This window comes from Adhaeribacter aquaticus DSM 16391, from assembly GCF_000473365.1.
Taxonomy (GTDB): Bacteria; Bacteroidota; Bacteroidia; order Cytophagales; family Hymenobacteraceae; genus Adhaeribacter; species Adhaeribacter aquaticus.
In genome coordinates this window covers 75748-91079 of record NZ_AXBK01000001.1, presented here as the reverse complement: position 1 = coordinate 91079, position 15332 = coordinate 75748, and the positions used below count along the sequence as shown (strand labels likewise).

Annotated in this window: 12 protein-coding genes; 10 read left to right on the top strand and 2 right to left on the bottom strand. The window is 37.7% G+C overall.

Annotated elements, in window-relative coordinates:
• Window positions 1-100 precede the first annotated feature (100 nt).
• On the top strand, window positions 101-2533 hold the full coding sequence (locus ADHAQ_RS0100525; protein WP_026461271.1) for a TonB-dependent receptor: 2433 nt from the start codon (window positions 101-103) through the stop codon (window positions 2531-2533).
• Window positions 2534-2920: 387 nt separating this feature from the next.
• Here ADHAQ_RS0100525 and ADHAQ_RS28990 read toward each other — a convergent pair whose 3' ends face one another.
• Both ADHAQ_RS28990 and ADHAQ_RS0100515 read right to left on the bottom strand, forming a co-directional pair.
• On the bottom strand, window positions 2921-3136 hold the full coding sequence (locus tag ADHAQ_RS28990; protein WP_157433303.1) for an alpha/beta hydrolase-fold protein: 216 nt from the start codon (window positions 3134-3136) through the stop codon (window positions 2921-2923).
• Window positions 3137-3779: 643 nt separating this feature from the next.
• Window positions 3780-4571 (bottom strand): hypothetical protein, encoded by a 792-nt coding sequence (locus ADHAQ_RS0100515; protein ID WP_026461269.1) that lies wholly within the window; start codon window positions 4569-4571, stop codon window positions 3780-3782.
• 563 nt (window positions 4572-5134) lie between these two features.
• Here ADHAQ_RS0100515 and ADHAQ_RS26980 point away from each other — a divergent pair.
• From ADHAQ_RS26980 to ADHAQ_RS24025, 9 genes are all read left to right on the top strand, one after another.
• Window positions 5135-5704, top strand: a complete 570-nt coding sequence (locus ADHAQ_RS26980; RefSeq protein WP_051359609.1) for a Crp/Fnr family transcriptional regulator — start codon at window positions 5135-5137, stop codon at window positions 5702-5704.
• A gap of 83 nt (window positions 5705-5787) precedes the next feature.
• Window positions 5788-6375 (top strand): hypothetical protein, encoded by a 588-nt coding sequence (locus ADHAQ_RS0100505; RefSeq protein WP_034256397.1) that lies wholly within the window; start codon window positions 5788-5790, stop codon window positions 6373-6375.
• An 828-nt stretch (window positions 6376-7203) separates the two neighbouring features.
• Window positions 7204-7905, top strand: a complete 702-nt coding sequence (locus ADHAQ_RS0100495; protein ID WP_026461266.1) for an MBL fold metallo-hydrolase — start codon at window positions 7204-7206, stop codon at window positions 7903-7905.
• Between the two features lie 136 nt (window positions 7906-8041).
• Window positions 8042-9007, top strand: a complete 966-nt coding sequence (locus tag ADHAQ_RS0100490) for an NAD(P)-dependent alcohol dehydrogenase (RefSeq protein ID WP_026461265.1) — start codon at window positions 8042-8044, stop codon at window positions 9005-9007.
• 125 nt (window positions 9008-9132) lie between these two features.
• Entirely contained in the window at window positions 9133-10041 is a 909-nt protein-coding gene (gene bla, locus ADHAQ_RS0100485) for a class A beta-lactamase, subclass A2 (RefSeq protein WP_026461264.1), read from the top strand.
• A gap of 139 nt (window positions 10042-10180) precedes the next feature.
• The gene (locus tag ADHAQ_RS24035; protein WP_051359608.1) at window positions 10181-11686 is read left to right on the top strand and encodes a serine hydrolase domain-containing protein; all 1506 of its coding nucleotides are present in this window, start codon (window positions 10181-10183) and stop codon (window positions 11684-11686) included.
• Between the two features lie 335 nt (window positions 11687-12021).
• Window positions 12022-13233, top strand: a complete 1212-nt coding sequence (locus ADHAQ_RS24030) for an alpha/beta hydrolase-fold protein (RefSeq protein ID WP_071781074.1) — start codon at window positions 12022-12024, stop codon at window positions 13231-13233.
• Window positions 13234-13530: 297 nt separating this feature from the next.
• A complete protein-coding gene (locus ADHAQ_RS0100470) occupies window positions 13531-13911 on the top strand; it encodes a nuclear transport factor 2 family protein (RefSeq protein ID WP_026461263.1) in 381 nt (126 codons plus the stop codon).
• Between the two features lie 160 nt (window positions 13912-14071).
• Window positions 14072-15274: an alpha/beta hydrolase-fold protein gene (locus tag ADHAQ_RS24025; protein ID WP_034256393.1), complete on the top strand. Its 1203-nt coding sequence runs from the start codon at window positions 14072-14074 to the stop codon at window positions 15272-15274.
• Window positions 15275-15332: the final 58 nt, after the last annotated feature.

Sequence of the window (15332 nt, the reverse complement as noted above, 5' to 3'; positions counted from 1 at the left end):
AGTCAATGAGTTCAGCCTGCTCCTTCCTCTACTTTTGCTACCTCACAACAAGATACATGTAACCTTCTCTGGTTCAAATTTCTAAAAAACAAAAATCAAGATGAAAAGTTTTTTTGCCACAATCCTAATGGCGTTGTCAACCACAATGGCTTTTAGTCAACAACTTACCCAAACTGTCAGAGGTACCCTAACCGATAGTGACAGTAAATCGCCGCTAATTGGTGCAACTGTATTAATTTTGGGATCCAACCCAGTTATTGGTACTTCTACTGACCTGGAAGGGAAGTTCAGGTTAAATAACATTCCTACGGGCCGTATTACACTACAATTATCTTACCTGGGCTATGAACCTAAAGCAATCCCGGATATTGTGGTAAATTCCGCGAAAGAGGTGATTCTCAATCTCTCCATGCAGGAATCTGCTAGCACCATGAATGAAGTGGTTATCACGGCCGATAAAACCAAAGGACAGGCTATTAACGACATGACTATAATCAGTGCCCGGTCTATCTCACCGGAAGAAACAAACCGGTATGCTGGGGGATTTAATGACCCTTCCCGGATTATGTCCAATTTTGCTGGGGTAAACAGTAACCAGGATGGCAGCAATGCCATTATTGTTAGAGGAAACTCCCCTAAATATGTGCAATGGCGTTTAGAAGGGATGCAGATTACCAACCCCAACCATTGGGCCGACCAATCTGGTGTAGGGGGTGTAGTAAGCACCTTAAACAACAATTTATTAGCTGCTTCCGACTTTTATACCGGTGCTTTTTCACCGGAATACGGCGATGTGTTATCGGGGGTGTATGATGTTAAATTAAGGGCCGGGAATAACGAAAAATTTGAGTCTGTTTTAGGAGTTGGATTACTTGGGACAGATTTAACATTAGAAGGACCATTTAAAAAAGGGTATGGAGGATCTTTTCTTATTAACTACCGGTATTCTACGATATCCTTGATTAGTGAGCTTGGTATGGTGAATATTGGAGGTGCACCTAAATTCCAAGATGCTGCTTTCAAGGTGGTATTGCCTACCAACAAGCTGGGCACCTTCTCCCTTTTTTCGTTAGGAGGCCTTAGCAGCTTTTTATTAAAAGATGTTACCCCGGCCGTTTGGGGCACTCCCGGTGACAGGTTTATGATTTCAGATATCCGGGAAGATTTTGACAAAGGCGCACACTTACTCAATAATGGCTTAAACCATACCTTTCAAATCAATCAAAATAGCTTTATCAATACAAATCTTTCGTATTCCAATGAAGGTGTAAATGACAAAACATTTGAATCAAAAATCATAAAATTGTATAATGAAAGGAATGATCTTTTACGGGATTCTGTGGTGAATAGAATTGAAAATTACAATAGTAATTTAAAGAAATCTGCTTACCGGGGTGCCATAACATATGACAACAAGCTGAATGCAAAAAACAAAATACAGGTAGGCACGAAATATGCCTTGTTCAATTATAATTACAAGCAAAGCCAATTTAGAAAGGAAGCAGCAGACAGAGCTACTTTAATTGATTTTAATGAAAATGTAAGTACGGTTAATAACTTTATAAGCTGGAAACACCGGATTAATGAAGATATTACCATAGTATCTGGGGTACATAACATGAATGTGCTTCTTAACAAAAAGAGTACCTTGGAACCACGAATTGCGGTAAACTGGAAGTTGAACAACTCTAACTCCATCCATGGCGGCTATGGCAAACATAGCAATATGGAAAGCATCCATAATTATTTTGCCAAGGTAGAACAAGCAGATGGCACAATCAAAGAACCAAACCTCAATTTAGGCTTGCTCAAAGCACATCATTTTGTTTTAGGCTATGAAAAACGGCTTTCCGAAAATCTAGTTGCCAAAGCAGAAGTATACTACCAGAACCTCTATAATTTACCGGTTGAAAACAGCGACAAGAGTAATTATGCTACTATTAATGAGAACCTTGATTTCAAGTATGTTGATTTGGTTAATAAAGGAACCGGGAAAAATTATGGAATAGAATTAACGTTGGAGAAATTTTTCAACAATAATTACTACTACTTAATCAATACTTCCATTTTCAATTCAAAATATAAAGCCCTGGATGGTGTTGAGCGGAATACTGCTTTTAATAGCAATTATTTGGTGAACATATTATTTGGCAAGGAATTTACGAACCTTGGCAAAAAAGACAATCAAGCCTTAGGATTAAATGCAAAAATATTTTTTGGGGGGGGACAAAAAATAATACCCTTATTACGGGACGAGGCTGGGAATTTAGCGGTTGACCTTAGCAAAAATAAATATTGGGATACAGACAAAGCTTATGAAAAATCCCTGGGAGATACTTATCAAATTCAATTATCTGCCAGCTATAAATGGAATAAACTGAAAACCACTCATGAACTTTTCCTGAACATGGATAATGTAACCAATACGAAGGGAAAAATTTCAGAATTCTATGACGCTAGTGAGCCCAAATCTATAGCCTATGTGACCCAATTGGGCCTCTTTCCAAATCTGATGTATCGGTTATATTTTTAATCTAAAAATAAACTGGATAAAGTGAAAAATATATTTGTCCGATTGATTTTTTAAATTCCCCTTCAATCAAAGCCTTCTTTTTGTTTCAATAACTCCTATTTGTACAGGATTAATTGCCGGATTAACTTTTGCCAGCTTTTTCTTAATCCACCGTTTTACAAAGAAGACAAAGAGAAACTTAATTTAAAAAGCATTTTTGCCCCTTGGTCTTAATTAAGATTCTTTTTAACTATGTATATTTTCACTAGTAATAAGGAGTAGGAAGGATATTCTAGGACATTTGATTAATAGGACAACCCATAACACCATCTATTTATTAGAGGGCAATTTGAGAATGCTCCGATTATTTTTAAATGATCAAACTAAATAGAATGAGTTTAGTTATCATCAGCAAATCCAAGAATTCTTGACTACCTGTAATTTAAATACGAGAAGGCCGAGAAAGGAAAACGGTATATTCGTATTTGGTATTCCAATCACAATCATGGGTGGAATCACTCTACTTTCAATTAAGCGTTCAAATACTGCTGTAACGGAGCGAAAACAATTTTCTCCATCAAGAACATATAAAACCGGATAAGTATCCTTTGTAGTAAGGCTAATTTTTTTGCCGGAATAGCTGCTCTTGTAATATGATTAGACTTAATACTATCAGCAAAACCTAATTTAAAATCAGTTTGCGATTTGACTTCTAATAAGGAAAAGGTAAAAAAAACAAGGATAAATAGGTAATTCATTAATTAGTGATTTGATAAAGGAAATTTCTCCTGCCAATGTTATCAAAATATTCACTTTCTAATGATTCGTATATGTTATGGATTGCCCACCCACCTTTCCATAATAGAACTGAATACCTAAATTTTATTTTCCTTGTTCAATTTCTTTATTTGAACATTATTAATAGAGCTAATAAAAATCAGGGAATAAACGCAAAATACAAGCTTCTTAGATTATGTAGGGTAAAAAAATATTAAATCTTGAACCAACAATTAAATTTCCTATAGGCAGGAAGAATAAAAGTTTAATGTAAATTCAATTTTTTAAATAATTCATTTTGTTCAAATAATGGAAAAAGATGATTTCATTTAAAGATTTTTAATTCTAATGATGACCGTTCAAAAGATTTTTGGAGAGTACCTTATATTTACTTTATTGCAGTAACTGATTTTCTATCTAAATGTATACCTGATAACGGTAGGGCTAAAAAGCGTTTCAAAGCTTTTTAGCTATTGTTGTAGCTAGTATTTTATTGATTCACTATTGGATAGCCTAGGAGATATATTTTTTTAGCTTTGCCTGTTATTATTCCTTTATCCCACCTGTAATCATCAGAAGTTAATCCCTCCAGTAGCACATCTAAATCATCTAAAGTGTAAGTTCGGACATTAGATACTGCGCCATCCCAAGCAAAAATAACTGGTATAATAGGTACCAGGTAGGTAAATAAAATTTGCTTCCACGTTAAAGGCCTTACAAAGGGAGTAATAAAGAAAGTCATGATAAAATTCAAAGGTAGGGCTACCCACCACAAAAGTGTTGGCAAACTATTGTCACTTATTTCATAGATGCAGATAGGCTGTTTTCGGTTTTTTGCATCAACTAGGATTTTCCTTGCTGTATTGGGCTTCATATGATGAAAACTACACACCATTGTTCTTACACCTAATAAATCGGATGGTACTTTTGCTGCGTCAATTGAATCAGTGGCATAAGATATTCCAGAATTTTCTTTCCTGTTGATTCTAGTAGCTAAGTCTTTATTTGGGTACAAATCCGTTAAGGTTAGAGTTAAATCTTCTATGTGATATTCTCCCTTTAAAGTCTCAGCAACTGCTAGCATAGCCCCTCCGCTTCCTGAACATAAATCAATGATAGCTGGTCTGGGTGAATACCTGATGGCTTTGTTTAACAAATTCGCTAATTCCTTAGTGGTTCCTAATAAATTATGCATCACCACCATAAGTCTGGTCAAATTAATTCTTAGCCAATTCGGGAACCATGGAAAATCTTCAAATTCAAATAAGTGGATTCTTTTCATTTTTTATATTGGCTACAACTTTTGCATAAAATAAAGCCCCTTAATATTATAGTGTAACCTACTTTATTTAGGATTTTTAAAAATAATTCCCAAATTAACAATAGAACTTTAGCAAAAATGTTACCTTAGGATAACAATTATAGCTAAGGTTGAAGCTTTACTTTTTTGTTCAAATCCTTTAAAAATAAATTCTTAAAGAGATTTTTCTTTTTTAATTAATATAGCTAGTAAACTATATAATTTTCTAACTTACTAGACAGGTATAAAACCAAAAATCTCCCATTGCCCTTATTTGGGATAATAAAATTTATTACTAAAATTTATTCGAATTCTATTTAATATGATCTAATTCTAACTTTCAGCCCATTAGATGCAGAGGTTCCTGGTATACTAAAGGCAATCTACTACTACATGATTCAAACTTTAAATTAGCAGCCCAAGGAATACTTTTGTTTACTCTACAGGAACAGGTGAGAAACTTAATTAAGGGTAAATGCTAATTGAATCTAATAGCCAAAGTATTCCAAAATCATATTAAGTATATCAAAAGAAGAGTCCTTGCCATGATAGAACATAAGCTTAAGGAAACATTTGACCCTTATTTTAATGCCCCTATTGAGGCTTGGAAAAATTTAGCTGATTTAGGCGAAATAATTTCATTCAAAAAAAATCAAATAATTAAAGGTTCTAATGAAATAGCTAAACACGGATACTTTTTAATTAGTGGTTCATGTGGGTTATTTGTTTGGAAAGAAAATAGCTTTGTTTGCTTAGATTTGTTTCTTGAAAATAATTTTTTTGCCGATGATGTTTCTCTAAATAGTGGAGAGCCTTCACTAATAGAAATTGTGGCCCTGGAAAAATGCTCAGTTCTAAGTATTTCCAAAACCAACATTGAACTTCTCAAACAGACCTCGATGGGCAATAAACTTTTTTTAATTGGTGCTGAAAATGATTATGTGCTAAAACAAAAGCAATATCTTGAATCTTTAACTAAATCCGCCGAAGCAAGATATTTAGACTTATTAAATAATCGTCCTGAACTTTTAAAGAGAATTCATCAAAAACACATTGCTTCTTATTTGGGAATTACCAAACAGAGTTTGAGTAGGATTAGAAAAAAAATTATGTGATTTTGATTTGTTAACCTAGGTGCCCTTTTATGTACAACAATATCCTGAAATTTGGGCATTGTTTAACATATCAAAATCTCGGAATGAAAAAATCACTTTTAACTGCATTATATTTTTCAATTTTACTTTTCACCCAGCAAGTAGTTGCACAAGATATAATTAAGGTTGAACGCAAGGGCTTACTATTTGGGACGTCATTAGGGCCTGGTTACACTTCCTTAAAATTCCCCAATAAAAACCAAACCGATACAGGTTTAGCACTGGATTTAAAATTAGGCTATATGGTTAGACCTAATCTTGCACTTTTGCTTTCCACCAATGTATCTGTTTATGACTATTCAGGGTTTGGCCGGAATAGAAAACGAGATTTTGGCATCGTTGCCCCTTCTGTACAATATTGGGTTACTAATAAACTCTGGTTTCTTGGTGGGGTTGGTCTGGGTGGCGATAACCCAGTATTTTGGGATATTCGAAATCCCGACAATGACCCATTAGAAACAAAATATTATTTTGGATTAGGCGGGGTTGCTGCGGTTGGTTATGAAATTTATCAAAAGAATAATTTTGCAATTGATATTAAAACAAAAATTTCTTACCGCAACGTTGAGTTAAAGGAAGGCAAAACAAATGGAGTATCAGCGGCATTACTGATTGGTGTAAATTTCTACTAATTATCAATTCACTAGCAATTTGCACCATTATTAATCTATGTGCTAGACTGAAAATCAATAAAATTATGGGATTTATAATTGGCAACGCTTTCAATATCCTATTTTTTATAATAGGTTTTACTCTTTTATTCCATACACTTATTTTAATAAAAGTTATCCCCTACCAAATAACCTGGGGAGGCCGGTTAAAGACAGACAGAGAAATGTATTTGTTCGAAGCCTTCTCTATTTTACTCAATATAATTTTAGGAGGTACATTATTAATGAAAAGCAATTTTTTCAGTAATACCATACCGGGTCAAGTGGTAGATGTTATTCTCTGGGTTTTCCTTGGTTTGTTTATTCTGAATAGTATTGGAAATTTATTTGCCAAGACAATTTTTGAGAAAGCCTTAACCATTATAACAGCGTTGTTAGCTTTTTTAATATGGCACATACTACGATATTGAAAATCCATTTTATTAATATTAATTTAAATATCTTGTTTTAACCAATCGATTAAATTTAATATAAGGTACTGTAAGTACCCCCTTTTTAGATATGACATTGTTCCTCAATGGCAAAAAATAGGAAGGATTTTAGCCGAGCAAAATGGTATCTGTTTAGCAGATTGGGTTTTAAGACTTCAATTTATTACTGCTAAAGGAAAACACGTAGACTTTGTCCAAACTTTGAAATTATAAATAGTACACCGAACGCCATTATTTCATGTGACTTCCTTTTTAAGAATTACGCCGCAATCTCTTAGTCGAATAAGAAAAAGCATTTCTTAACTTAAGTCAAGAATTTCAAGGAAAGTAAAATCTATCTTTGCATAAAGATTTAAGTATGAAACAAATAGCAAAAGATGTATTTCAAATACCTTTGATGCCCAGAGATTCCATAAACTGTTATCTTATTGATGATGTTTTAATTGATGCGGGTATTAAAAGTTCTTATACAAAAATCCTCAATGCGGTTAAAGGCAGAAAGCTAAATGCTCATGTCATAACCCATGCGCATGCTGACCATCAAGGCAGCAGCAAAGTAATTTGTGAAAAACTCGGCATTCCATTTTGGAGTAGCGGGGCCGAAAAAAGGCAGGCTGAAACCGGAAATGCAACTAGTGAATATCCATTCCAAAACCATATAGTTACCCGGTTCCAAAGAAAATATTGGGCTGGTGATGGGTTTGCAATTTCAAGGGTTCTTAAAGAAGGCGATGAGGTGGGTGGATTTAAAGTAATAGAAACGCCTGGGCATTCCTCCGGACACATCTCATTTTATAGGGAAAGAGATGGTGTTCTAGTTGTTGGCGATGTTATTCTGAACATGAATCTGCTAACAACATGGGTGGCTTTACACGAACCCCCAGCCTTATTTACAACGGACCAATCAAAAAATAAAGAATCCATTAATAAACTTGCTTCCCTGAAGCCAAAAGTCCTGTGTTTCGGACATGGCCCAGTTCTTATTAATAATGGTGAATTGGAAAAGTTTGTAAGGAAAATAAATAACAAGGAACGCACACAAAAGGGCGAAAGGCTTTAGCCGGGGTAAATGACGGGTACTTTTCTACTAGAGATTATCTTTTATCCGGCATGTGGCGAAGTGGGTTTAGAATGGCCATAGATCATTGCCGGTACTTTAGTGCCAATTGTATGAACACATAATAAAAAAACAAGATATGCAGGCTGTTGTATACACAAAATATGGGCCTCCCGAGGTTGCCAAACTAATGGAGGTTTCCAAACCTATACCTAAAGACAACGAAGTATTAATGAAGGTTTTTGCATCTACCGTAAACCGGACAGACTCGGGTTTTCGAAGTGCGGACTATTTTATCTCACGCTTCTGGAGTGGCCTTTTACGGCCGAAGTACCCCATACTAGGTTGTGAGTTTGCAGGTGTCATAGAAGATGTTGGCAAGGAGGTAAAAAAATTTAAAAAGGGAGACAAGGTTTTTGGGTATAATGATAAAACCTGCGGTGGCCACGGAGAATATTTAACCATTTCCGAAGATGATGCCATTACGACTTTGCCCAATAACCTAACCTTTTATGAAGCTGCCCCAATTACAGAAGGGGCACATTATGCATTGAATAATATAAAAGCCTCCAAAATAAAAAGCGGACAACATGCGCTGGTGTACGGAGCAACAGGGGCAATTGGCTCTGCCGCTGTCCAACTCCTAAAACACCTGGGGGCCATAGTAACGGCGGTTTGTAACACTAAAAATGTAGCCCTTGTAAAATCCCTTGGAGCAGATACGGTAATAGACTACCAGACGCAGGACTTCACTCAGACGGACACAAAGTTCCAATTTATCTTTGATGCTGTCGGCAAAAGTTCCTTTGGCCAGTGTAAGCCTTTGCTGACAGAAAAAGGAGTGTACATTTCTACAGAACTGGGCAAGCATGCTGAAAACATTTTTTATGCCCTCACCACTCCTATTTTGGAAGGTAAAAAAGTTCTGTTCCCCATCCCGACTATAAACAAGGATGATGTCATCTTCTTGAAAGAACTGGTGGAGAAAGGGGCATATAAACCTGTTATCGATAGCTACTATAAATTGGACCAGATTGTAACGGCATACAGGTATGTTGAAACGGGTCAAAAAACAGGCAATGTTGTACTAAAAATAGCAGAATAATTAAAAAGGTTGCCACTAAAACAGTTAAAGGTTAACCTTCGGTCGCAGACAGCTTCGCCCATCATTTAGAAGAGGTGTTGGAGGTAATTTTTGCAGACATTTAACAACCTTCAAATACCCACAACATGATTCGAGTATTTACTTTAGCAATTGTTTTTTTATTATATCTAGCGCGTCAGACATTTGCCCAAACGTCCGATTCTTTGCCAGAAAAAATACAACAGATTATTTCGGCAAAAAATGCAACTGTTGGTGTTTCAATTATTGGCAGGAATGGTAAAGACACTTTGTCAATCAATGGGGAAAGGCATTTCCCCATGCAAAGTGTGTTTAAATTTCATATAGCCTTAGCAGTCTTATCCCAGGTTGATAAAGGAACGTTGTCGCTTGACCAAAAAATCAAAATCAAGAGAAAGGACCTTTTGCCCGGTCTTCATAGTCCCCTCAGAGATAAATATCCGAATGGCGCAACGCTGCCACTAGCTGAAATTTTAAGTTATACTGTTTCCAACAGCGATAATGTGGGGTGTGATGCGCTGTTAAGGCTTCTTGGTGGACCTCAGGCAGTAGAGAAATACTTTATGGAAAATAATTTCAAAGCCATATCCATAAAAATCAATGAAGAAGTAATGCAGCATAACTGGGACCTGCAATTTCAAAACTGGACGACCCCTAATGCTGCCAGCAATGTTTTAGAAGCCTATTATCACAACAAGAATAAACTACTTTCCCCAAAAGGTTATGACTTTGTCTGGAAAGAGATGCGGGAAAACGAATCAGGCAAAAACAGATTGAAAGGACGGTTACCTGAAGGCACTGTGGTTGCTCACAAAACAGGTTCGTCCGGAAAAAATAAAACAACAGGGATAACAGCAGCGGTCAACGATATTGGCATCGTCTTTTTGCCCAATGGAGAATATTACTTTATCAGTGTTTTTGTATCCAATTCAAAGGAAGACTTTAACACGAACGAAAAAATCATTGCTGATATTTCTAAAGCAGCCTGGAACTATATTAACACATACAGTAATTAAAGTTACCCCACCATTGTGTAAACGGCAGCGTCGGCCGGTAGTCTCCACCGCAGTTTACAAAAGGCCGTTATGCGGCAACTTAAATGCTAGCAACAACTTTACAGCATTAAATAAATTTTATTGAATTACAATATCTTACATGAAAACTCTACATCTAACATTTTTGTTTTTTTTAGTATTTAGTTATTCCCATGCCCAGACCAATGACCGAATTAAAGGAATAGAAACTTTGATAGAAAAAGTTCTAGAATCGACTAAAACACCAGGATGTGCCATTGCTATTGTGGAGGGTGAACATATATTGTATGCAAATGGAATTGGGTTTAGGGATATAGAAAATAAACTGAAAGTAGATGCAAATACATTATTCCCAATCGGCTCAAATACCAAGACATTTACCGCAGCTTTATTAGGTATTTACCGTGACAAGAAATTGTTATCTTTTGATGAGCACCCTTCAAAATATATTCCTAATCTAAAATTCTATACCGATGATTTAAATTCAAATCTTACAATTCAAGACATTTTAGGCATGCGGTCAGGCCTTGCTCTTCATGATGCGGCATGGTCTGGTCTACCATTAGACGATAGAAATCTATTAATTAACAGAATTAAATTTCTACAACCAACAAGTAAACTTAGGGAAAAATGGAATTATAGTAACTGGTCTTATTTACTGGCAGGAGCAATAGGAGAAAATATCACTAAGCAATCCTGGGAGGAAAATGTAAAGGAGAGTTTATTCAAACCCTTACAAATGAATAGATCAAATTTTGGGGTACCAGGTTTACTCAGTGATCAAAATGTTTCTTTAGGTTACCAGGTTATAGACAATGATCCTAATAAAGTTGACTATCGTGAGATTAGCGCTATGAGGCCTGCTGGAGCCATTAACAGCAGTGCAACTGACATGGCGAACTGGATCCTGACGTGGGTTAATAACGGGAAATTCAACGACCGTGAAATATTACCTAAAAACTATATTAGCGAAGCAATTTATCCTCAAACGGTGATGCCAACTGGGTATTTGCCTGATGAAGAGTATAATGGTATTTATTCAGCGAATTATGGCTATGGATGGATAGTCACAAATTACCAAGGCCACTATCGGGTAGAACATGGCGGTAGTATAGATGGCTTTCGCTCCACAGTGGTTTTCTTCCCAAATGAGAAAATAGGCATTGTGGTATTGACTAACCAATCAGATTATGAGCCCGCTTTAATTATTAGAAATATTCTCTCAGATAGGATGTTGGGGTTAAAGGATAGAAAGTGGCTTGATGAATATCAACAGCGTTTAGAACCAATTAAAAGTGCCAGCACCGTTTCCAATAAATTTGTTAAGGCTAAAACTAAAACCTCCGTCCCTAAATTGCCTTATGATATTTCTGGGAAGTATCTAAATGGCGGCTACGGTCAGTTAGATATTTTTATGGAAGGCAAAGCTTATTATACCATCTTCAGAAATCGAAAGCTTAGAATAATTCATAAAGAAAATAATGTTTTTCATGCAGTTAGGGTTGATGCTCCCGACCGAATGGGTATGCCTGCATTGCATTTTAAAAGAGATGAGAATGGCTTGAGCAACTTGTTGTTTGTAAAATTTGAGAGTGAATTAGAACCCATTCGGTTTGAACGACAATAAAATGAAAGCCGACCGCATAACATCGACTATATCAAATGCGGGATGTATGATTATTTTGCAGTAACTGCAACTAATAAGCTATCGATGGCGGACAAGAAACTGATTTTAAACCCGCACTTGCTATAGCCTTAGCCGTTAGCGAATATTTATAAAAAGAAGAGGTTATTAGTTTACATTAGCCTACCTGTATTCCGATGTACGCCTACCTCGCAAATCGTACTTGAAGAGCAGCAGGTTTCTGTACGCTTTAATGATTGCTAGTAAATGTAAAAAATAAACAGGTTGATAGTATCAACAAGCATTTGAAATTAACACATATAGTTAAACGTCCCAGTATGAAGTACTTTTTCAACTTTCTCATTTTATTTTTTACAGTTTTTGGTGCGACGGCGCAATCGCAGATGAAGTTCAGCTTAGGCTTTGCGGACAGCGTCAAGTCCTCTGTTCTGAATGAGCAACGGCACTTGCTGGTATACACGCCCTATGCGGGCAAACAGACCAGAGCTACCTCCACCCAGACTTACCCCGTTCTGTATGTGTTAGACGGGGAAAGCAATTTCCGCTCTGTTGCAGTAACCGTAGAGCGTTTGGCACAGCTGGGCCTTTGTCCGCCTATGATAGTGGTGGGCATCGCTAATACTGATAGAAGCCGGGATCTGACGCCAACGGCTGTGGCAAACAATACAAGTGGTGTGCATAATTCCGGAGGGGGCGAGAAATTTCTCTCCTTTATAGAAAGGGAGTTGATTCCGCACATCGACTCAAACCACCCGACTGCGCCCTATAAACTCTTATGGGGCCATTCCCTTGGCGGGTTGATGGTGATGCAGACAATGGCTCATAACAAGGACATGTTCAACGGCTACATCGCCATAGATGCCGCCATCTGGTGGGACAAGCACCGGGTGCTGGATGAAAGCAAGTCAGCGCTTGGAAAGGGCGGATACGAGGGCAAAACGCTGTTCCTTGCCATGGCTAATCGAATGGAGAAGGGGGTGGACACCACGGCGGTGCAGTCGGATACCACCGAGCAGACCGAACTGATCCGCTATAACCTTGACCTGGTCCGCCATATTCGCAGACACCCGGGGAATAAACTGAGGTTCAGGCACGCCTACTACGAGAACGAGTCCCACAACACTGTCCCATTCATTGCCTCTTATGATGCGCTCCGCTTCCTCTTTGACTACTATGCCTTCCCAACAGGGGACTCCCAGATAAACCACCCCGATCTGCCATCGCTGATCGCGGAACATTACCGGCGGGTATCCAAAGAGCTGGGCTACCAGATACTCCCCGGGGCCAACCTGGTCAACAACTTGGGATACTATTCTTTGGGCCAGAAGAAATATGACGTGGCTCGGCAGCTGTTTAACATGAACGTGCTCAATTATCCCAAGGATGCCAACCTCCAGGACTCTTTTGGGGATTACTACAAGGCTGTAGGAGATAAAAAGAACGCTATCGCATGGTATAAAAAAGCACTGGCTGTCATGGAGATACCAGAAACCAGAGCTAAGCTGAACGAATTAACAAAGAAGAAATAATTTTACCCGCTTTTTTAAACAACATTTAAAATTTAAGTGCCTAGAAAAATAATGAGCAACTGGAAGAAAGGTTAATTGATTATTAAATTAAAGATCCAGCAGGGTTTGGCCACAAAAGTGGCCGATAAGCAGGTGTAGTTGCCACTCATTATTTTTAGCAAAAGCAGCTCGGCAGCATAGGCAAAGCATACTATCATCCAGCAACCATCTGCCTGAAATTTACATCGTGCGGGGAGAGTAGATGTATTTTCAGTTTTAATGTTAATTCTGAACTTCGGCTGTCAAACTAAAAAAGATATGGAGGTACAAAAAAAACAAATAGTTGAAAGCTATGTCAATGCTTACAATAATTTTGACATAGACGGAATGACCAAAAATCTCGATGAAAATATTGTTTTCGAAAATGTCTCCGATGGTAAAGTTGACTTGAGAACGGAAGGATTAAAAAGTTTCAGAGAACAAGCAGAATCAGCAAAACAATATTTCAAACAAAGGAAACAGACAATAGAATCGTGGGAGTTTAGAGACTCAATTGCGATGATTAACATTGACTACAAAGCAATACTGGCTATTGATTTACCCAACGGACTTAATTCAGGAGATACTTTGGAATTGAAAGGAAAATCAGAATTTGAATTTGAGGATGGAAAAATTAAAAGAATCACAGACAAAAGTTAAGTACACCATACAACACTGTATATAGCTTGTGGCGGGTGCAATGGTAAATTCAAGGTTTTCTGCTTTTAGCCAAGTATGTTTCGTGCAGAAAGGAAAGCGCTCCGTAAACCACCACAAGCCATATACTAACCGTTAGTTATTATTTACAATTAATTTATAAATGAGATTACTCCTATTTATCCTTTTACTTTTTCCTGCCTTCTGCTTCGGTCAGTCTTCTAATCAAACTAATAACGAAATTTCTATTGGAAAAAGATTTACCATCCATTCTTCCATCTTAGATGAAGATAGAGAAGTATGGATTTATGTACCCAAGTCTGCCGGAGTAGAGCGTTATCCTGTAGTGTACTTGCTGGATGGTAAGGATTTTTTCCATTCCATGACGGGGATGGTGGCTGAACTAAGTTCCATTGGCAGGATGCCCAAGATGATTGTGGTCGGAATCATGAACAAAGACAGGGGAGCCGATTTAACTCCTACCCGCTCCATGTTTAGCCGGGACGGAATGGTAGACTCAGATTTTGAAAACTCAGGCCGAGGAGAGAAATTCATTTCGTTTCTCCACAAGGAACTTATGCCTTATGTTGAATCCAACTATAACACGCATCCTTATCGCATGTATGTGGGCCATTCCCTTGGCGGGCTAGCAGTCCTTCATGCATTAGTTAATTACCCTGCCTTGTTCAACTCCTACGTGGTCATGGACCCCAGCGTCTGGTGGGACAACCACCTCATCATAAAGCAAGCGCAGGAAGCCTTCACCAAACAAGACTACGCTAATAAAAGCCTCTACTATGCAGCGTCTAACACCATGAAGAATGGAATGGACACAGTCAGGGTTATCAAAGACACAGTGTATGCCAATGGCAATGTGCGCAACAGCTTTCAGTTCAGAGAAATTCTCCGAAAAAGTAAGAACCTGCATTGGGCCTGGAAATTTTATCCAGAGGAAAACCACTCCTCGTTGCCGCTTCTCTCTCAGTATGACGCGCTGCGTTTCATCTTCAAAAAGTATGAACTGGGCAAAGACTTACAGGATACTACCATCACGGTGGCCTATATCAAAGACCATTACCGTAGCGTATCTTCCATGATGCAGTATACCGTGCTGCCTTCGCAAGGCACAGTTAACCTATTGGGGTATATTTCCATGGGTAATAAACAGTATGAAAAGGCGTACAGCTTTTTCAAGATGAACATCGACAACTACCCCGCCAGCGCCAATGTGTATGACTCTATGGGGGACTATTATGTGGAGAAAGGCAATAAAAAGCAGGCCATTGAAGCATTCACAAAAGCATTGACGCTGCAGGAAGTAGCTGGGACCAGAAAGAAACTGGATAGGCTACAAGCAAAAAAGTAAAACAGTAGCTAACAGAGTTTATACATAACCTTTCGCCAATGCTTAAGGCTCTGTATGC

What these genes read in the sequence shown, in the direction of transcription:
- ADHAQ_RS0100505 (WP_034256397.1), top strand. Translation starts at nt 5,788, where the DNA reads ATGAAAAAATCACTTTTAACTGCATTATATTTTTCAATTTTACTTTTC.
- ADHAQ_RS0100515 (WP_026461269.1), bottom strand. Translation starts at nt 4,571, where the DNA reads ATGAAAAGAATCCACTTATTTGAATTTGAAGATTTTCCATGGTTCCCG.
- ADHAQ_RS24035 (WP_051359608.1), top strand. Translation starts at nt 10,181, where the DNA reads ATGAAAACTCTACATCTAACATTTTTGTTTTTTTTAGTATTTAGTTAT.
- ADHAQ_RS0100470 (WP_026461263.1), top strand. Translation starts at nt 13,531, where the DNA reads ATGGAGGTACAAAAAAAACAAATAGTTGAAAGCTATGTCAATGCTTAC.
- ADHAQ_RS26980 (WP_051359609.1), top strand. Translation starts at nt 5,135, where the DNA reads ATGATAGAACATAAGCTTAAGGAAACATTTGACCCTTATTTTAATGCC.
- ADHAQ_RS24025 (WP_034256393.1), top strand. Translation starts at nt 14,072, where the DNA reads ATGAGATTACTCCTATTTATCCTTTTACTTTTTCCTGCCTTCTGCTTC.
- ADHAQ_RS24030 (WP_071781074.1), top strand. Translation starts at nt 12,022, where the DNA reads ATGAAGTACTTTTTCAACTTTCTCATTTTATTTTTTACAGTTTTTGGT.
- ADHAQ_RS0100525 (WP_026461271.1), top strand. Translation starts at nt 101, where the DNA reads ATGAAAAGTTTTTTTGCCACAATCCTAATGGCGTTGTCAACCACAATG.
- ADHAQ_RS0100495 (WP_026461266.1), top strand. Translation starts at nt 7,204, where the DNA reads ATGAAACAAATAGCAAAAGATGTATTTCAAATACCTTTGATGCCCAGA.
- ADHAQ_RS0100490 (WP_026461265.1), top strand. Translation starts at nt 8,042, where the DNA reads ATGCAGGCTGTTGTATACACAAAATATGGGCCTCCCGAGGTTGCCAAA.
- bla (WP_026461264.1), top strand. Translation starts at nt 9,133, where the DNA reads ATGATTCGAGTATTTACTTTAGCAATTGTTTTTTTATTATATCTAGCG.